Here is a 19,978-nt window from a genome sequence, read left to right on the forward strand (position 1 = left end):
AAAGATAAAAGAATTTCTGTAAAAGGAAATTCTTTTTTGACTAAATAATTCAAATATTTTTAATATAAGTCAAATTTTTAATGAATCAAGTGAAATAATTATGAAATAACTTAAATATTTATTGAATTAAATCAAATTATTTATTAAAACAGAAATATTCTCTTAACTCTATTGTATTTGATTATAGAGCTTATATACTAAAAGTGTAATGGTATTGACCTATTAAATAAATGTTAAGAAAAGAGGTATTAATTTTGAAGAGAAAGATTTATTTACAAAGATTTGTTTTTTATTTGTTGTATTATCTGTTTCCATATATCTAAAAGTGAATAATTTTTTATACACCGCTCCATTAGGAGCGTTTGATTAAACACTAACTATTAATCAATTTAACGAATTTTCAAAAATCCTTATAGTAAGCAGTTTATTATTACTTACTATATTCTTTCTATATTATAAAATGACAACACTTTTATCTCATATTACATTATTAGATATACTCATTTTATTGTACTATTTTTCATATTTTATGATTGTTTTGGCTACTCGCTTTGCACAAGCTGAATTCGATGGGGAATTAGCACAATTAACATTTATGTTATCATCTATCACATTTTTACAATCTTATTTTTTAAACATTGTACCTGTTGGAATATTCCTTTATATTCCAATAATATATTTGTTTTTCCAGCGAAAAAATCATTAAACAAATATGAGGTATGTCTTTTAACATATCTTTATTTGTGTTATACTTTTATAATCATTGTAATAAGTAGAGGTTTTAAGTATGGAAAAGAAAATGAATTTGTTGGAAGGTCCTATTTTTCAAACGCTGATGAGATTAGCGTTGCCTATTATGGGGACGTCTTTTATCCAAATGGCTTACAATTTGATTGATATGCTTTGGATTGGTAGATTAGGTGCTGGAGCTGTAGCGGCTGTTGGAAGTGCTGGGATGTATATGTGGTTATCCAATGGTGTTAGTACTATTGTCAAAATGGGTGGACAGGTCTGTGTTGGGCAAGCAATGGGTTCTTCACAAAAACAAAAGGCTGTTGAATATAGTGAAGCGACGTTTCAGCTAGGTATCGTTTTTGGATTGATATTTGGAATTATAACAATTCTTTTTTATCAGCCAATGATTGGTTTCTTTGATTTAAATTCCAAAGAAGTGATTCAACAAGCACAAATCTATTTAATCATAACTTGTGGATTGGTTGTGATTAATTTTATCAATCAAATTTTTACAAGTTTGATGACAGCCATAGGCAATAGTCATCATCCTTTTATTGCTACAACAATAGGATTGATTGTGAATATCATTTTGGATCCTTTATGTATTTTTACATTACACATGGGTGTGATGGGAGCAGCAGTTGCTACAGTCATTGCACAAATGATTGTTAGTTTATTGATGATTTATTATGCTAGAAAAGATACTCTTTTGTTTGATACATTTAAACTTATGACAAAGGTGCCTTATCAAAGATTTCGACATATTATAAAAATTGGTTTACCAACAGGAATTCAAAGTATTTGTTTTACATTTATTTCTATGGTTATTGCGAGATTTATCGCTGGATATGGGGATGAGGCTATAGCTGTACAAAAAGTTGGTTCACAAATTGAATCTATTTCATGGTTAAGTGCCGAAGGCTTTGGAAGTGCTCTGAATGCTTTTGTGGCACAAAATTATGGAAATCAAAATTTAGAACGTGTTCAAAAAGGAACGATTTCAGCATTAAAGACATGTATGATTTGGGGGCTTTTGACAACAATTATTTTACTTGTTTTCCCACAATATATTTTTCAGCTCTTTATTAATGAAAAAGATGTTATTCCTTTAGGAGTTGATTATTTACAGATTCTGGCTTTTTCCCAATTATTTATGTGTATTGAAAGCACCTTGGCTGGAACATTAAATGGAATAGGAAAAACCTTTATTCCATCATGCATATCATCAACTTTAACAGCGACTAGAATTCCAATGGTTATGGTTTTATCAACGACTTTTTTAGGGTTAAATGGAATCTGGTGGTCTATTTCTATTTCAAGTATTTGTAAAGGTTTGGTTATGATGGTTTGTTTTATTTATGTTATGAAAAAATATCACCGCAAAAGTGATATTTTTTCGTATACTTACTTATATTTGATTAAATCTTTATGTGTTCTTTGATAATATTTTTGACGACTGTAATCATCGGGATATTGTTGATATGTTTCTTCAATGTGTCGAGGATCATCAACAGGAATATGGAGTTGATGGAAATAATGAATAAAGTGAATGAAATCATCTCTATTTTTAAGTTTTAATTTATAAATACCTTTTTCACTGACACAATCTAACTGAATATTAAAAATATACTGACTAAAGATACCAAAACTTTGAAAATGAGCCGTTAAATTCATACGTATTTCTTGAATGTCCTGTAAATCAAATTCAATATCATCATTTCTCACATTCGTATATTTCACATGTGTCCCTTCAATATATAAAGAGGTGCTGTTTTTAAGAATATTCTCATCGCTTTCAATACCATCCATAACCATATAAACAGTTTGTCTTGATACAAAAGCAATATCTTGATTTTGAATATTCATTTGTTGAGGTTTTGTATCTTGTGAAGAACTTGTTGGTTGAATCGTTTTATCAAATTCAAAAAGCAATGTATCTTGATGAATGATGTCATTGATTTGATCTAAAAATTCTCTTTGATTGGCTTGATTTCTTTGAATCACTGTTTTAATACCACTATCATAGAGATACATCATTGTTTTTGCATAACTGGCGATCATAGGATCATGGGTTACCAAAACAATCGTTGTATCATTTTGATTAAGCTTGGATAAGATTGTGAGTAACTTATGAGAATTTTTAGAATCCAGATTACCGGTTGGTTCATCGCAGAAAATAATTTCTGGATGATTAATCAATGCTCTGGCAATAGCTGTTCTTTGACATTCCCCACCAGAACATTCATGAGGAAACTTGTCTAAGATTTTTTCAATTTCCAATGTTTTTGCCATTTCTAAAACTTTTGCTTCAATCTCTTTTTTGCTTTGATGTCCTAAAATAATAGGTGCAGCAATATTATCATAAATAGATAAATAAGGAATCAGATTATGATTTTGAAAAACAAAACCTAATTTTTGGTAGCGAAATTCACATAATTCATCTTTACGCATTCGTGATAAATGTTTACCAAAGATTTGAATATCACCACGACTTGGATTATCCAATGTAGATAAACAATTCAATAATGTACTTTTCCCTGAACCAGAAGGACCCATAATACTAATGAAATCTCCTTTTTGAAGTTCAAAATTCACATTGTTTAAAGCGTAGATATTCTTTCCACGTTTTAATAAAATATCAGGGTCATAAATTTTAGAAATGTTATTCGCTTCGATTAAGATATTTGACATGAGAAGTAACCTCCTTTATAAATTGCTTTTCTTTGCAGATCATATACATCATAAAAATCAAATATAAGACAACATAAAGTATTTCTAAACTATACATCACTTGACTCTTTAAGATATGACTCATAATAATATATTGCCCCAAATAATGAATATAGAGATAAGGAATAAAGACAATGGATAATAAGAAAATAAGATTTTTTAAAAGTGAAATTTTAAAGAGTTGCTGGGGATGGTATCCTAAAGCGCCTTGAGTGGCATAAGTTCTTTGTAAAGATTGAAGATATAAAGTATATTTAATGATAAAACTCAACAATAACATCATAAGTATCATGACAAAGCAAGGAATAATGAATGGGCTTAAGAAGTTCGTTTGATCACACATAATCAATAACATAAAGATAAGTGGTAGAATAATGGAATGAATATTGGTAATTGATGACAACTGATGAGTCATATACATATAACTTGTCATAGCATGAAAGAGAAATGGATGGTGGACAATCTGTTGATGGCATAAATCAAATAATAAAGGAATAAAACGATTAGATAGATAAATAATGGCTGAAAAACAAAGCAAGAAATAAACCAATTTATTTTCTAATAACGAAATAGTTATTAATGCATATATTGAATAGAAAAGAATAATAAATTCAATGATGGCAATAAGAATAGAACCAATGGGAATTTGACGTTTATAGAAATGACGACTCATCGATATCTTATAGGGAGCAATTCCTCGTGTTGTTTTTTGTGTCAAGGTTTCCATGATATGACAATCAATATAAGTAAACTGACTGGCACTGATAGCAAGAATTAAAATGAAAGTGGCCAAAATGAAGAACATGTATATAAAAAGTGTATAAGGAATATTGTATTGGAAAAGGAAGTTTAATTGAATAAACTGGAAGAAAGTATTCATTCCTAACATCCATAGAATACCTAAACAAAAACCTAATAAAAATGCAATGATAAGCATGATACCATATTGAATCATTAAATAAGTAAAAAGGTCTTTGGGTTTTCTTCCAAACAACAATAACATAGAAAATTCATGTTGCTTATTTTGGATAAAATATTTTGTGATAAAGATGCTTAAAACAATAGCGATAATCAAGGCTATAAAAGGAATAAAACTTATAAACATAAATGTGATGGTATCTAATCCAAGATGACTTAAATGTTCATACATGGCAAGAAAACAAAATTCAAAAGATGCCAATAATGTTAAAATGATCAACAACAGACAATAGTCTTTCTTTTGATGGCTTACTATTTTTTGAACAAACGCAAACATATATTTTCCCTTCTTTCTGTGTTTGTAAAGAATGTTCTTCCTACTTATATAATACACCTATAATAAAATAATTTAAATAATTTTTAATAATATTTTATAAAAAATAAATTGATTTATTTCTCTATTAAATATGGTTTTAAAAACTACATTTATATTGACATTCAAATATATATTTGTTAATTTATAATTAAAGAATATACATATAAGGAGAATGGTTATGAAAATTATTACAGATACAGGAGCTTTATTATCACCTAAAGAGGGAGAAAAATTAGGTGTAGGTGTTCTTCCATTAAATGTTATTGTGGATAAAAAAAGTTATAAAGAATTTGTAGAAATTGATAGTCAAGAGTTTTTGGATATGGTTAAAGAGGGTCATATTCCTAGTTCATCACAACCATCTATTGGGGAAACAATTGAAATGTTTGAACAATATCCTGATGAAGAACTTTTAGTTATAAATATGGCTGATGGTTTATCAGGAACATATCAAAGTACTATGAGTGCAAAAGAAAGTGTTGATCATAGTGACAATATTCATGTGATCAATTCAATGACTTTATGTGGACCACAAAAATATTTAGTAGAAAAAGCATTGGCTTTAAAAGAAAAAGGGTTGGATATTCATCATATTATGAAAGAATTGCATAAAAGTATTGCTTGTGAAAAATCATTTTTGATTCCACAGGATTTTGGATTCTTAAAACGTGGAGGACGTTTGACACCATTAGCGGCTACACTTGGGGGTATGTTAAAAATTACACCAATTATGACAACAACCAAAGATGCCAAAAGATTAGAAAAATATGCTATGAAAAAGACATTAAAAAGTGCAGTGAAAGAAATTATTAAGGCTTTTCAGGAACTAGGGGTTAATGAAGAATTCAAAATTTATGTGACACATGCAGGAGTATTAAAACAGGCACAAGATGTTGTCAAACAATTACAGGCTACTTTTGAAAATACAATTATTGAAATGTATGATCTTTCTCCTGTTTTTATTGCCCAAGGTGGACCTGGCTGCATTGCAATTCAAACAATTAGAAAATAGGTAGAATAGGGACTATTAATGATGTCATTAATGGTCTTTTATTATATAATGATAAAAAGGATGGTGGTTATAGTGAATTGTCAAGATATATTAGAATTTAAGGGGAGCTGGAGAAATTATCAACAAAAAGTATTGGATCAGTTAGATATTATGAGTCATGATCGAAAGGTTCATATTGTATCAGCGCCAGGCTCAGGAAAAACAACTTTAGGGATTGAAATTATCAGACGTTTAAATCAACCAGTATTGATACTTGTTCCAACAATTACTATTCGTCAACAGTGGGTAGCAAGAATCAATGAAGCTTTTTAAAAACGGGATATAAAAGTGAGGATTATATTTCACAAGATTTAAAACATCTTTGTTTAATTAATGTAGCGACTTATCAATCGATTCATAGTGCAATGAAAAAAGTAAATGCCCAAGAAGATGAGGAAAATATGGATTATCATGATTTTTCTTTAATTGATGCTATGAAAAAGGCGGGGATTAAAACATTATGTTTAGATGAATGTCATCATTTAAGAACAGAATGGTGGAAAGCATTGGAAGATTTAAAAAAGCAGTTAGATTCGCTCTTTACAATTTCATTAACCGCAACACCACCATATGATTCATCCATTGCTATGTGGATGAGATATTTAGATATGTGTGGTGAAATTGATATAGAGATTACCGTTCCAGAACTGGTCAAAGAAGGAAGTTTATGTCCCCATCAAGATTATGTTTATTTTAACTATCCAACATCTAAAGAAGAAAAACAGATGAAAGCTTTTCAAGAAGATGTACAAAATGTTATAAGCTATATAATGCAACATCAAAAGTTTCAACAGGCTATTTTATCCCATCCCTATGCAACATCTACCTTAGATTTAGATAAGGCTTTAGAGAATCCAGCCTATTTATCTTCGATACTTATTTATTTAGAAAGCCAACATTTATCTTATCCTAAAGAGTATTTAAAAATACTAGGAGTTAAGAAATTGGAGAAAATGTCAGAAAAATGGATGACCATTTTACTGCAAGGTTTTTTCTTTGATGATAAAGAGGCCTATAGAATAAGTGAAAGTGATTATCATGAACTCTATCAATATGTAAAATCACATGGAATGATTGATCAAAAGAAAGTTGTAATGCAGGTAGATATTGCTTTTGAAAAGATGCTTATCTCTTCACTTGGCAAATGTGAAAGTATTCAGGATATTGTTCATCATGAATATCAGTGTATGCAAAAGGATTTAAAATTATTAATTTTAACAGACTACATTAAAGGTGAGTATGAAAAGGCTATTGGTGATGAAACGATGAGTGTTCATGCATTAGGAGTCTTGCCATTCTTTGAAATGTTAAGAAGACATAGTGTTCAACAGACACAATCATTACACTTGGCTGTTTTATGTGGCTCAATGGTTATTATTCCTGCTTCTTTGAAAACACAATTAGAACATCTCGTACCTCAAGATACAAATCTCACATTTCAATCATTTCCATTGATTAATGACTATGTGAAAGTATCTATGAAAGGCAATCACCATGAAATCATTGAAGCTGTCAGTACTTTGTTTGAACAAGAGGATATTCAGGTGTTGATTGGAACAAAGTCTTTACTTGGGGAAGGTTGGGATTGTCCCTGTGTGAATACTTTAATTCTAGCAAGTTTTGTTGGTTCTTTTATGTTAAGCAATCAAATGCGAGGGAGGGCTATTCGTACATATCATCAAAATCCAAATAAAGTTAGTCATATTTGGCATCTTGTTTGTGTTCCTCCTGATAAAGGAATTATTAATCGTAACCAAGAGATTCAACAAACAGAAAGTGATTTTGAAAATTTGAAAAGAAGGATGGAACATTTTTTAGGACTTCATTATGAACAAGATTTTATTGAAAATGGAATTGAAAGATTAACAGCCATTCAATATCCCCTTAATCGTATACATATTAAACAAACCAATCAACGTATGTTACAACTCTCTTCAAAAAGAAATCAATTAAAAGAAAGATGGGATCGTTCATTAGCTATTTATGATAAGATTGAAGTTGTTGATGAACTGGAAACAGAAGATAAAAATATGACAGCTGTTTTATTATATGATGCTTTAAGACAAATGATTTTAACTTTTTTAAGTTTGATTTTTGCTTTCGTTTTTGTGTTGATTATCAGTGCTATTTTTCATATCCAAAGTCGTTATATGATTTATGTGATGTTTTGTTATGGCTTTGTAGCGATCATGAGTCTTTTATGGAAACTTAAAAAGGTGCTTACATGGAGAAATCCTTTAAGTCGTTTACAGGCTTTTGGTGATGGTATTTATCAAGCTATGTTACGTATGCATTTATTTGAGCTATTAAATTGTCGTGTACAAACAGAATCGCAGGCAGTGTTCTATTCAATATATTTAAGTGGTGGTACAGCTCATGATAAAGCATTGTTTGCAAAATGTGTAAGTGATTTTTTTGATGAAATAGATAATCAACGTTATATTCTGTATCATAAGCATAAAAGAAATAAAATGGATAGATATTTTGTTGTTCCTGATATTTTTTCTAAACGTAAAGAGGATGCAATGATTTTTGCTCAGTGCATGCAACCTTATATTGGTAGATATCAATTGATTTATACAAGAAATGAAGCAGGAAGAAAGATTTTATTACAAGGTAGAAAAGATGCTTTGGCGAATAGACAAAATCGAGTCATGACAAGAAAGAAAGTTAAGGGAGCTTTGGAATAGATGAAAAGTTTTTGATGAAATGATAAATAAAACATTGCTTAATGAAAGAGAGGATGATAAATATGCATATTATATTAGGATCGTATTATTCTTTATTTTCTATGATTGGATGGTGGGGTGTTTTTAAAAAAGCTGGGTATTCAGGCTGGTATGCACTCATTCCTTTTGTGAATTTGTATTTTATTTGTAAAGTTATTACAGGAAATGGATTAAACTTTTTATGGTTTTTGCTTCCAATTATTAATGTTTTTTATGCCTTTTATTTGATATTTCGTTTGTCCTATGTTTTTGGACATGGATTTATGTTTGGTTTAGGTTTGTTGTTCATTTATGGTTTGTTTATTGTGATATTAGGGTTTGGAAGTTCTAGGTATCGTGGATATAGATAAAATTTCTTTCAATGTTTGAAAATAAACAGAAATGATTTTAAAAATTGATTATAATATGGAAAAAGGAGGAATAAAAGAAATGAGTTTTCCAAGTGGATTTTATTGGGGTGGTGCAACTGCCGCAAATCAATTAGAAGGTGGTTGGCAAGAAGGCGGTAAAGGTATCTCTTGTCCAGATATTTGTACTGGTGGAACTGCTACAACAAGTAAAAGAATTACACCTGTTTTAGAAGAAGGAACTTTCTATCCTAGTCATGATGCAATTGATCACTATCATAGATATAAAGAAGATATTGCATTATTTGCTGAAATGGGATTTAAGATGTATCGTTTTTCTATTGCATGGACAAGGATTTTCCCAAATGGTGATGAAGAAACACCAAACGAAGAAGGATTAAAGTTTTATGAAGATTTAATTGATGAATGTTTAAAATATGGTATTGAACCAATGGTTACAATTTCTCACTATGAAGTACCTTTCCATTTAACACAAAAATGGAATTCATGGGCTGATCGTAGAATGATTGACTGTTATTTGAATTTCTGTAAGGCTATTTTTGAACGCTATAAAGGAAAAGTCAAATACTGGTTAACATTTAATGAAATCAATAGTGCAACAACACCTATGGGTGGATTCTTATCACAAGGAATTTTAAATGAAATCAAACCTATGGCATTTATGGAACAAGTCGATGTGCCTAATAATCGTTTCCAAGGTTTACATCATCAGTTTTTAGCAAGTGCTTTAGCAGTTAAAATGGCACATGAAATTGATTCAAATTATCAAGTAGGATGTATGCAAATTATGGCAACAAGTTATGCATTGACTTGTAACCCTGAAGATGAAATTGTTAATCAACAAAAGAATCATTTAATGAATTGGTTCTGTAGTGATGTGCAATGTCGTGGAAAATATCCTAACTATATGAAAAGATATTTTAAAGATAACAATATTACAGTTAATATGGAACCTGGTGATGATGAAATTTTAGCGACTGGACCAGTAGATTTCTATACATGTTCTTACTATATGTCAAATTGTCAAACTGCTGATACATCTAAAGGATCTGGTAAAGGAAATATCTTAGGTGGTGTTCCTAATCCGTATTTAAAAGCAAGTGATTGGGGATGGCAGATTGACCCAATTGGATTACGTTATTCATTAAATGAAATTTGGGATCGTTATCAAAAACCAATCTTTGTTGTGGAAAATGGTTTAGGTGCTTATGACAAGATTGATGATGATGGTAAAGTGCGTGATGGTTATCGTGTGGATTATTTAAGAAGTCACATTCAACAAATGCATGAAGCTGTTTTAGATGGTGTTGATTTAAAAGGTTATACACCTTGGGGATGTATTGATCTTGTTTCAGCATCAACTGGTGAAATGGCGAAACGTTATGGATTTATCTTTGTTGAAAGATATGATGATGGAACTGGTGATTTCTCTCGTAAAAGAAAAGAGTCATTCTATTGGTATCAAAAAGTCATTGAAACAAATGGGGAAGATTTAGGATAGGGAAACCTATCCTTTTATAATTGGATTATTAGAAAAAGAATTTCGCTAAATCTTAACGAAATTCTTATGTGCATTATTGAAGTATTTGATAAACATCATTTTCACTATGTATATCAAAAATACGTAATACAATGTTGTTCAATTCTTCTTCATTGCTTTCTTCGATTTTCAATGTCAATTCAGGTGTGAGTTTTCCTAGTGCATTTTTAAGTAGTGAAATGACTATTTGTAATAAGGTTTCCATCTTTCCTATTTGTTTTCCTTCTTCTCTATTTCGCTCCATTTTACAGGCTATGATATTTTTCTCTCGCTCTATGTCATAGCTTTTCAATAAGCCATCTTCATTTATCATATATTGTTGATGCATATTCATGACCTCCTTTACTAAATCACTTTCTTCACTGTTTCCATGTGGTTGATCATATGTAAATAAATATAATAATTGTTCCATTTCAGGCAAAGGATTTTCCATATCAAATTCCTCCTTCAATAGTTGTAATTGTAATAAAACTGTTTTCACTTTCTCCCCTCTGTATCTGATTCTTTTGTCAATATTACCTTTTTGTACCACAAGATAATAGCGAGGAAGATTGAAAATAGGACAGTTTATTTTTCAATGAATAAACGGGAAAAGAATTTCGCTAAATCTTAACGAAATTCTTATGTGCATTATTGAAGTATTTGATAAACATCATTTTCACTATGTATATCAAAAATACGTAATACAATGTTGTTCAATTCTTCTTCATTGCTTTCTTCGATTTTCAATGTCAATTCAGGTGTGAGTTTTCCTAGTGCATTTTTAAGTAGTGAAATGACTGTTTGTAATAAGGTTTCCATCTTTCCTATTTGTTTTCCTTCTTCTCTATTTCGCTCCATTTTACAGGCTATGATATTTCTCTCTCGCTCTATGTCATAACTTTTCAATAAGCCATCTTCATTTATCATATATTGTTGATGCATATTCATGACCTCCTTTACTAAATCACTTTCTTCACTGTTTGGATGTGGTTGATCATATGTAAATAAATATCCTAATTGTTCCATTTCTGGCAATGGCTTTTCCATATCAAATGCCTCCTTCAATAGTTGTAATTGTAATAAAACTGTTTTCACTTTCTCTCCGCTGTATCTGATTCTTTTGTCAATATCACCTTTTTGTATCACATGATAATAATGAGATAGATTTTGAATCGGCTTTCCAGTATATATAATAAGCTGATAGACATTCTTTAAATGTATGTACTCTACACCAACTTTTTCATGATAATCAATAAGACGTTCACTGTATCTTAAAAAACGAATCTGATCTTCCAATTGAATATCATAGTTATTCATTTCAAAATCATATAAACGTCCATGATCATCTTCCACTACGACATCAAGAATCAATTTTTTATTGAGATAAGAACCTTTGAATGTTTCACTGTTTTTCACATAAGTGTTCTGGATAGAATCATCTCCTGAAATATACTGACATAAAAAGCGTCTCATCTCATGGCTGTAAGTGAGAAGATAATGAAAGAAATAATCATACTTGAACTGACTAACAATCTCACGAATTTGTTCGTACATAAATAGTTTCCTCCTAATCAGTAGCTCCCTACTATTTATATACGCAAAAAATGAGTTGTTTTTCTTTTTTATTTTTCAAATTTCTACAATAATTATAACATTTCTTCAGATATTTACAATAAGCAAATATAACTTTAGCTGGCATATAAGAAGTCTATAATTATTTTCAATCAAACTGACTTGAAGGTTGATAGATTTGTCCATATGTTTGTGCTATACTTTTTTTAACATAGATGATTTATAGGAGGAAAAACAAATGGGAATGCTTGCGAATTATCAATCCATAAGTAATGATGAATTAGAAGAAGTAATGTGTCTAGATGATGTAGAAGAATTACAAGAAAATGTAGATGTAGAGATTTGTGATATAGATAAAATGTGGGATGCACTTCATTTTTTGTTAACTGGAAAATCTGCCAGTGAGCCCATTAAGGGTAATTTGGTAAGTGAAGCTATCGTTGGTCAAATTTCTATTTCAAAAGAAGATAGTGATGAATTTATATCTGGAATAAAAAAAGAAAGGGTTAAAGACATAGCAAGAGTATTACAAGAAATAGATTTTGAAAAATATATGGATCAATTTGATATGAGTCATTTTGCAAAACATAATATTTATCCTAATATTTGGAATTATCATGATGAAATCGATGAAATTAAAGATGATTTGAGAACTTCTTTTGAAAGTTTAAAAGCATTTTATATCAAAATGTCACAAAGAGGATGTGCTGCTTTGATTTCGATATATTGATAAAAATATTATAAACGAAAGGCTTAAGCATGAGTGTAAATTTGAATTAATAGAAAAATATCAAAACAATATTATTATGCTTTTTGTCAATAGAATTTAATAGGTTATTAAAAAACGAAATAAGCATTTTCTTCTTTATCTTTAAGAATATGATATACTTATGTTGAGGTGAAAAATATATCAACATATTACCATGAAAATGTTCAACATAAAAATAATATTCCAGCATTTATTGCTTTGTTAGATGGTGAAGATATTCAACGTTATTTTCCAACAGAGATTTTTGTACTTGCACACTGGCATCGCAGTTTGGAAATTTCCTTGATAGAAGGTGCGACAGTTATTTTACAGATTGGAAACAAAGAAAGTATCATTGAAAATGGTTTTACTTGTATCAATAGTGGAGTTGTTCATTCATTGTATGCCTCAGCGTTAGGAAATCATCCTCAAGCAATGATTGTTTTGATTTCTTACGATTTTATCAAACAGCACTATCCTGATATAGATCACATTATTTTTTATTTATCTTTACAAAAAGATCATCAGGAGTCACGTGTATTATACAATCGCTTAAAAGAACTTTACCTTCATCAAGATCACTATTCTTATGGATGTTTATTAGATATTTTAAGTTTATTATTAAGAAAATACCAAAGTCCAGCACCTAATCATAATCAACAACAAATCAAAGATATTTTAACCTATATCCATGTTCATTATCAGGAAGATTTATCGTCAAGCCATAAGGCTAAACAATTTCATATGAGTAAAGAATATTTTTCAAGACAATTTCATCATGAAATAGGGAAAACTTTTCGTGATTATTTAATGTTTTATCGTTTATATAAGGCATATGGTGTTGTTAATACGAATTCTACAATAGAAAATATTGCTAGAAAACATGGCTTTTCTAATACCCGTTCTTTTATTAAAGTGTTTCATGAAACATATCATGATACACCTTTGCAATATTGTAAGAAAATGTCAAGATATTGACATTTTTTTGTCAATAAAAAGCAACTATTATAAACGCTTACATGTATAATATGGGTAGGAAGATAAAATCATGGAAAGAAAATATAATCAAGATTTATTAGACAAAATCAAAGAAAGACAAACAGTGACAAAGATTCATGGAGTTGATGTGATTGTCAAGAATTTACCAGATTGTGATGAAAATGGAGCAATAGATCCACGTCTATATGAAGATAGTAAAAAGATGTTGAAAATGTTGAAGTTTATGCCTCAATCTATGTTGAAAATGGATACTTCAGCTAAAGGTATTGCAAAATTAAGAGAAATGTTTAATGGAATTAAATCCATTCCATGTGTTCAGGATGATATCCATATTGAAAGTTTAACGGTGAATAGTGATGATGGTTATGCTATTCCAGTTCGTGTTTATTGTTCACAAAACCCTATCATCAATGGACCGGTTTTATACTATGTTCATGGTGGTGGATTCTTTGGAGGAAGTATGGATGTTGTAGAAGAATCTATCAAGATGTTTGTTGCTCATTCAAACATTCCAGTTGTCTCATTAAATTATCGTTTAGCACCGGAAAATCCTTATCCAATTGGACATAGGGATTGTTATAGTGTGTTAGAATGGATTGCTGAAAATGCTGAAAAGTTAAATATTGATCGACATAAAATCTTTGTAGCAGGTGATAGTGCTGGGGAAATTTGGCACAATACTGTTCTAAACGCACTGATGAAAATGGTACAAATAGAGTCAAAGGACAACTTCTTTTATATCCAACATTAAATATGGCAGGTATTAAAGATGAATTTTTTGATCCAGAACATGAAGTTTTTGAAATGATTCCTTCACAGAAAAAAGGTTTATCAAAGATGTTAAAGATGTTTGCAGGAATGACAGGTGGTTTACAAAGTGTACTGGGAACAAGTGATGTACATAATGACTACTTAAATCCTTATACCAAAGATGCCACACATAATCCAGCGACTTTTTTAAGTGTAGGGGAACATGATTTTTTAAAAACTGAAACTTTGGGATATGCTGCCAAATTACACCAGGCAGGAGTTGATACAAGAGTCGTTTTATATAAAGACATGGGCTATGCAATCAAGTGCTACAGTTTTGATTATGAATGTTGCTAGATGAAAACAAATGGATTATCATGAATTAGATGGATTAAAAATCTTTGAGATGATTGAACAAGGTGATCAAGATGCTTGTGAGGCTTTGGATGAATTAGCAACCGCAAGAGGATTATATAATTTGCAATGTGTTTTAGATTATGAGAAAATTTTAATTGGTGGCGGTATTAGTCAACAACCATTATTGATTCAAAAAATACAAGCTGAATTAGATAAGATTTATCAGGCATTACCATTTGCTATTCCTCATGTTCAAGTGGAAACATGTCGTTATTATAATGATTCTAATTTAATAGGGGCTTTGTATAACTTTTTGATAATAAATAAAGAAATGGAGGATGAATGATGAATTGTCAAGTGTTTAAAAAGAAATATTGTTTATTCATAGCGTGTCTTTTATTCATCTGTATGGGAATTGGTTCTTTTTATGATTATCAAATATCATCAAAACTTTATGATAGTCAAAATCTTTTTGGTATTTTCTTTGCCAGTTATGGACAATTACCCGCAATGTTATGTTTATCAGTTAGTGGAACTTTATTGTTAAGAATGAAGGATAATACAACATCATTTAAAAAGGTTTTATGTTATATCTTTGCGGTGTTATTAAATGCTTTATCAATAATGGCAGTTGCGATAGATCCTTTGTTATATATCAAAAATATGTCACCATTAGTTAGTGTTATGATTGCGATAATTATTGTAGGTGGTATTGATGTCTGGGTTTATCGAGTAACTCAACAGACACCTTTACATCAGATTAAGAAATTTATTATTTTATTACTAGGGGTCATGTTTGTAGAATTGATTGTCATCAATGTGATAAAGATTTCATGGGGGAGACCACGTATGCGATTCATCAGTGAGTATTCAGTGGATCTTTTTCAACCGTGGTGGGTGATTGGCAGTCAAGCAAAAGAACATTTTATGGCATTAGGAATAGCATCAGAAGAATTTAAATCATTTCCATCAGGACATACTGCTAATGCAGCATGTGCAATGTTATTAGGGTGTTTACCACTCATGATTACAAAACTTAAAGGAAAAGAAGATATTCTCTTTTGGTTAGGTGCTTTATTCACTTTTATTGTTGCTTTTTCAAGGATTGTTGCTGGAGCACATTTTTTAACAGATGTAACAATAGGAATGGCTGTAACATTCATTATAGAAATCATCATTATTCGCTATTTGTGGAAAAAGGAACTTTAAACTTTACTCTTTTTGATTGGAGATTCTTTTTCAATATGCTAGAATAATATTTGAAAGTAGGGATAGTATGATTGAAAAAGCAAAATTAGAAGATTTAGAAGAAATCTATACACTGATGTGTATATTAGAAAATAAAGAATTAAATAAACAACATTTTACTGATGTTTTTCAACAAGGTTTACAAGATAAAGATGTAATTTATCTGGTTTTTAGACAAGAAAGAATATTAGGTTTTTTAAGTTTTACAATTCATCATTTCTTACATCATCATCAGGATACAGGAGAAATTGTGGAACTTGTTGTCCTACCAGAAAGTCGTGGACAAAAGATTGGAAAGCAATTACTTGAGGCTATTGAAAAACAGGCGAGACAATTACATTTAGAACAAATTGAATTATCAACATCTACTTATCGTAAACAGGCTCATCATTTTTATGAACAAAATGGATATGAGATGTTACATTACAATTATACAAAGAATTTATAAAGAAAATGGATAAAGGCTAAACGAGATAACTAAAAAGGTATTTCATTTAGCTTTTATTATGGATAAGAAATAAAAAATGAGAGTTTTTTATTAGTGATATGGTGATTGAAGATGGATAATATACGTGTCAAAGTAATAAGGGAGATGAATCTCATGGTAAAAATATTGAAAAAAGAATGAATAATTTTCTGTTGGTGAGTTTTTGCTTTTTGATTGTTTTATGTCTTTGTGTTTTTTACTGAATGACTTCAACAATGGTTAGTGAAAATACACATGCTATTTAATACACTTGTTAATTTGCGTTATCAACAAATCAATAATATTTTAGATGCTTTTCCACCTGAAGGAGTAGAAACATTAGATCAGGCAGCTTACGATCAATTAGAAAAATTAGGTAAAAATAGAGAATTTCTTTATATGTCTTTATACAATAAAGAAGGAGACGAATTTTTGATTTATGGAGATTCAGCAACGATTGTAAATAAATAAATTTTTATGGAATCTATGAACAATGGCGATTTGATGATAGGAACGGGGCAAACAGCAAATGATGAACTTTTATTAATGTATGGTATTTCGGTTGATTATCCTCATGAAAAAGGATAACCACTTCCAGATGGTAGTACATGTATAGCGTTGGTGGTAGGTTTACCGATTGAAAAATTAAATGATGCATTGTCTTTAAATGAAAATGATAGTATTGTTTTTTTACATATTGTGCGTAAAGATGGAAGTTTTGTAATTCAAAATGCTGAAACAAAAGAAGATAATTATTTTAATTGGTTAATGGAAAAAGGAGAATTTTCAAATCAAAATGGAGCACAAGCCATTGAAAATTTAAAGGATGCGATTATTAATCGTAAAACTTATTCAATGGAAGTGACAATTAGTGAAGAAAATCGTCATTAATTACAGTGATGACTTATGGTGATTTGAATAACGCTATTTCAACTTTAGCAAGTAGAATATTCTCAACAACTATTATTGGATGTACAATCATTCTTATAGCGACAATTATTATCTTTGCGATTTACTATGTGTTATCTCACAAGCAGATTAAAGAAATGGAAAAAGCACATAGTTATTATCAGATTATTTTAATGGATTTACGCATGCCAATCATGGATGACTATCAGGCAACTGAAACTATTCGACATTTAGATGATCGTCCTGATGGAAAAGACATTCCTATTCTAGCTATGACTGAGATGATTAAAAAAATTAAAAAGTATATTAATAAATAAGAAAGTATCAATGACTCTTTTGTTATTGATATTTTTATATAACAGTATATAACAGTTGACAACAGTTCTATACTGTTATATACTGTTTATGAACAGGAGGAAGAAAAATGAAAATAATAATTAATCATTCTTTAATGGTTCCTATTTATGAACAAGTGATGGACCAAATCAAAACAATGATAAGAAAAGAAGAACTTAAAGAAAATGATCAGTTGCCATCTGTTCGTACTCTATCGAAAGAGTTAAAAATTAGTGCTCTGACTGTCAAGAAAGCGTACGATAACTTGGAAGCAGAGGGATTTGTTATGACAGTTCATGGAAAAGGTACATATGTCTGTGCAAGTAATGGCGAACTGTTGTTGGAAGAACAAAGAAAGGAAATTGAAGCTGATTTAGAAATGGCCATTCTAAAAGGCAGAAGATGTGGAATAAGTGATGAAGAATTAAAAAGCTTATTTGAAATGATTCTGGAGGGTTAGTTATGTTAAAGGTTAATGGTTTACAAAAACAATATGGTACATTTTTATTGGATTGTTCTTTAGAAGTCAAACCAGGTTATGTAACTGGTTTTATAGGGCAAAATGGAGCTGGAAAGAGTACAACATTTAAAGCTATTTTAGGTTTGATTTTTAAAGATGGTGGAGATATTGAAGTTTTTGGTAAAAAGATTGAAGATTTGAATACATTGGATAAACAAAAGATTGGTGTTGTTTTATCTGATTCAGGTTTTAGTGAGTATTTAACCATTCAAAGTATTATACCTATATTAGATAATTTATATGAACAATTTGATAAAGGTTTATTTTTAGAATATATAGAAAGATTTCATTTACCTAAGAATAAGAAAATCAAAGAATTTTCAACCGGTATGAAAGCCAAATTAAAAGTTATAGTCGCCATCTCACATCATGCTAAATTATTGATTCTTGATGAACCAACAGCTGGATTAGATGTCATCGCTAGAGATGAACTTTTAGATATGTTAAGAGAGTTTATGGAAGAAGATGAGGAACATGCAATTTTGATGAGTTCACATATTTCTAGTGATTTAGAATCGTTATGTGATGATTTTTATATGATTGATGATGGACGTATTGTTTTACATGAAGATACAGATGTTTTATTGAGTGATTATGCGATATTAAAAGTAGATGAAAACAGTTTTTCTAATTTGGATCAACAATATATTTTAAAGTATAAGAAAGAATCTTTTGGATATAGCTGTTTAACTCATCAAAAACAATACTATATTGAAAATTATCCAAACATAAGTATTGAAAATGGTCGTATTGATGAATTGATGATGATTATGAATGGAGGAAAATAATCATGAAAGGATTATTAGTGAAAGATTTTGAGTTAGTGAAAGTACAGAAAAATTTCTTTATCATTATTATTATAGTGGCATTAGGTATTTTAATATTAGGAGATAATGTGACAATGCCAATTGGTTTTTTAACCTTTATTATGTCTTTATTTACTTTAAGTACAATCAGTTATGATGAATTTGATAATGGCAATGCCTTCTTATTTACATTACCAATCACAAGACAAAGCTATGTCTTAGAAAAGTATGGCTTTGGATTGATTTTAGGAGTGGGAGCTTGGTTTTGTATAACAGCTGTTTCAATGATTGTCATTTTAATAAAACAAAGTATGTTACCAATGGATTTATTAATGATGTCTTGTATGTTTTTACCATTTACCTTATTTTTACAAGCTTTCATGATACCTTTTCAAATCGAGTTTGGGAGTGAAAAAGGAAGAATTGCAATCTTAGGAATGTTTGGACTGATATTTATAGTAGGAATACTTATAAAACAAGTCGCTGAATCTATTTTTCACATTGATTTGCTTTATCTTTTAGATCATTTACCTCAATTAGATATGAGCATCATTATTGTTTCTATGATATTCATAGCAATGATTCTATTATGGATATCATCAAGGATAAGTATTGCGGTGATGAATAAAAAAGAATTTTAGGATGTGATCATATGGAAAGTCTATTATGTGTTGTTGGTTTGATTGTCTTTGCTTACTGGTATTTTATAAAACAACATCGTTGAAATGGAGTGATAGATATGGATTTAACGATTATTATTGTGGGATTGATATTGGGAGTAGGCATTCCTGTGAGAAATCAAGTGATTAAAAAATGGCGTAAAAGAAAAAAATAACTC

23 protein-coding genes are annotated in these 19,978 nt (G+C 29.8%); 19 read left to right on the plus strand and 4 right to left on the minus strand.

Annotation, left to right across the window (positions count from 1 at the left end):
* Nucleotides 1-787 precede the first annotated feature (787 nt).
* On the plus strand, nt 788-2,176 hold the full coding sequence (locus tag NMU03_RS08460) for an MATE family efflux transporter (protein WP_290142225.1): 1,389 nt from the start codon (nt 788-790) through the stop codon (nt 2,174-2,176).
* On the opposite strand, the gene NMU03_RS08465 is transcribed toward NMU03_RS08460, so the two are convergent.
* Nucleotides 2,140-3,426, minus strand: a complete 1,287-nt coding sequence (locus tag NMU03_RS08465; protein ID WP_290142226.1) for an ABC transporter ATP-binding protein — start codon at nt 3,424-3,426, stop codon at nt 2,140-2,142. The genes NMU03_RS08460 and NMU03_RS08465 overlap by 37 nt on opposite strands.
* The gene (locus tag NMU03_RS08470) at nt 3,398-4,720 is read right to left on the minus strand and encodes an FtsX-like permease family protein (RefSeq protein ID WP_290142227.1); all 1,323 of its coding nucleotides are present in this window, start codon (nt 4,718-4,720) and stop codon (nt 3,398-3,400) included. Before NMU03_RS08470 ends, NMU03_RS08465 begins: the two co-directional genes overlap by 29 nt.
* A gap of 217 nt (nt 4,721-4,937) precedes the next feature.
* Here NMU03_RS08470 and NMU03_RS08475 point away from each other — a divergent pair, with 217 nt between their 5' ends.
* From NMU03_RS08475 to NMU03_RS08495, 5 genes are all read left to right on the plus strand, one after another.
* On the plus strand, nt 4,938-5,771 hold the full coding sequence (locus tag NMU03_RS08475) for a DegV family protein (RefSeq protein WP_290142228.1): 834 nt from the start codon (nt 4,938-4,940) through the stop codon (nt 5,769-5,771).
* A 72-nt stretch (nt 5,772-5,843) separates the two neighbouring features.
* Entirely contained in the window at nt 5,844-6,083 is a 240-nt protein-coding gene (locus NMU03_RS08480) for a DEAD/DEAH box helicase family protein (protein WP_290142229.1), read from the plus strand.
* Nucleotides 6,084-6,175: 92 nt separating this feature from the next.
* Nucleotides 6,176-8,500, plus strand: a complete 2,325-nt coding sequence (locus NMU03_RS08485; RefSeq protein ID WP_290142230.1) for a DEAD/DEAH box helicase — start codon at nt 6,176-6,178, stop codon at nt 8,498-8,500.
* 62 nt (nt 8,501-8,562) lie between these two features.
* Nucleotides 8,563-8,889, plus strand: coding sequence for a DUF5684 domain-containing protein (locus tag NMU03_RS08490; RefSeq protein WP_290142231.1), 327 nt, complete (start codon nt 8,563-8,565; stop codon nt 8,887-8,889).
* 79 nt (nt 8,890-8,968) lie between these two features.
* Nucleotides 8,969-10,408, plus strand: coding sequence for a glycoside hydrolase family 1 protein (locus tag NMU03_RS08495; RefSeq protein WP_290142232.1), 1,440 nt, complete (start codon nt 8,969-8,971; stop codon nt 10,406-10,408).
* 73 nt (nt 10,409-10,481) lie between these two features.
* Here the strand turns inward: NMU03_RS08495 and NMU03_RS08500 are convergent, their stop codons facing one another.
* Together NMU03_RS08500 and NMU03_RS08505 are read right to left on the minus strand one after the other, a co-directional pair.
* Nucleotides 10,482-10,928: a hypothetical protein gene (locus NMU03_RS08500; protein ID WP_290142233.1), complete on the minus strand. Its 447-nt coding sequence runs from the start codon at nt 10,926-10,928 to the stop codon at nt 10,482-10,484.
* 149 nt (nt 10,929-11,077) lie between these two features.
* Entirely contained in the window at nt 11,078-11,983 is a 906-nt protein-coding gene (locus NMU03_RS08505) for a hypothetical protein (RefSeq protein ID WP_290142234.1), read from the minus strand.
* 256 nt (nt 11,984-12,239) lie between these two features.
* Here NMU03_RS08505 and NMU03_RS08510 point away from each other — a divergent pair, with 256 nt between their 5' ends.
* The 13 genes from NMU03_RS08510 to NMU03_RS08570 all read left to right on the plus strand — a co-directional run bounded on the left by NMU03_RS08510 (nt 12,240) and on the right by NMU03_RS08570 (nt 19,781).
* Entirely contained in the window at nt 12,240-12,731 is a 492-nt protein-coding gene (locus tag NMU03_RS08510) for a YfbM family protein (RefSeq protein WP_290142235.1), read from the plus strand.
* A 168-nt stretch (nt 12,732-12,899) separates the two neighbouring features.
* Nucleotides 12,900-13,727: a helix-turn-helix transcriptional regulator gene (locus NMU03_RS08515; RefSeq protein ID WP_290142236.1), complete on the plus strand. Its 828-nt coding sequence runs from the start codon at nt 12,900-12,902 to the stop codon at nt 13,725-13,727.
* 70 nt (nt 13,728-13,797) lie between these two features.
* Nucleotides 13,798-14,499: an alpha/beta hydrolase gene (locus tag NMU03_RS08520; protein WP_290142237.1), complete on the plus strand. Its 702-nt coding sequence runs from the start codon at nt 13,798-13,800 to the stop codon at nt 14,497-14,499.
* Complete coding sequence (locus tag NMU03_RS08525) at nt 14,418-14,855, plus strand: alpha/beta hydrolase fold domain-containing protein (RefSeq protein WP_290142238.1); 438 nt, start codon at nt 14,418-14,420, stop codon at nt 14,853-14,855. Before NMU03_RS08520 ends, NMU03_RS08525 begins: the two co-directional genes overlap by 82 nt.
* Nucleotides 14,856-14,865: 10 nt before the next feature.
* A complete protein-coding gene (locus NMU03_RS08530; protein ID WP_290142239.1) occupies nt 14,866-15,201 on the plus strand; it encodes an ROK family protein in 336 nt (111 codons plus the stop codon).
* Entirely contained in the window at nt 15,201-16,064 is an 864-nt protein-coding gene (locus NMU03_RS08535; RefSeq protein ID WP_290142240.1) for a phosphatase PAP2 family protein, read from the plus strand. Before NMU03_RS08530 ends, NMU03_RS08535 begins: the two co-directional genes overlap by 1 nt.
* Before the next feature lie 67 nt (nt 16,065-16,131).
* On the plus strand, nt 16,132-16,551 hold the full coding sequence (locus NMU03_RS08540) for a GNAT family N-acetyltransferase (protein ID WP_290142241.1): 420 nt from the start codon (nt 16,132-16,134) through the stop codon (nt 16,549-16,551).
* Between the two features lie 273 nt (nt 16,552-16,824).
* Nucleotides 16,825-17,040, plus strand: coding sequence for a hypothetical protein (locus NMU03_RS08545; RefSeq protein WP_290142242.1), 216 nt, complete (start codon nt 16,825-16,827; stop codon nt 17,038-17,040).
* Between the two features lie 147 nt (nt 17,041-17,187).
* The gene (locus NMU03_RS08550) at nt 17,188-17,460 is read left to right on the plus strand and encodes a hypothetical protein (protein WP_290142243.1); all 273 of its coding nucleotides are present in this window, start codon (nt 17,188-17,190) and stop codon (nt 17,458-17,460) included.
* A gap of 23 nt (nt 17,461-17,483) precedes the next feature.
* Complete coding sequence (locus NMU03_RS08555) at nt 17,484-17,795, plus strand: response regulator (protein ID WP_290142244.1); 312 nt, start codon at nt 17,484-17,486, stop codon at nt 17,793-17,795.
* 107 nt (nt 17,796-17,902) lie between these two features.
* Nucleotides 17,903-18,274, plus strand: coding sequence for a GntR family transcriptional regulator (locus tag NMU03_RS08560; RefSeq protein WP_290142245.1), 372 nt, complete (start codon nt 17,903-17,905; stop codon nt 18,272-18,274).
* Between the two features lie 2 nt (nt 18,275-18,276).
* A complete protein-coding gene (locus tag NMU03_RS08565; RefSeq protein WP_290142246.1) occupies nt 18,277-19,122 on the plus strand; it encodes an ABC transporter ATP-binding protein in 846 nt (281 codons plus the stop codon).
* Nucleotides 19,123-19,124: 2 nt separating this feature from the next.
* Nucleotides 19,125-19,781 carry an ABC-2 transporter permease gene (locus NMU03_RS08570; RefSeq protein WP_290142247.1) on the plus strand — a complete coding sequence of 219 codons (657 nt, stop codon included), beginning with the start codon at nt 19,125-19,127 and terminating at the stop codon, nt 19,779-19,781.
* Nucleotides 19,782-19,978: the final 197 nt, after the last annotated feature.

This window comes from Allocoprobacillus halotolerans (genome assembly GCF_024399475.1).
Taxonomy (GTDB): Bacteria; Bacillota_I; Bacilli_A; order Erysipelotrichales; family Coprobacillaceae; genus Allocoprobacillus; species Allocoprobacillus halotolerans.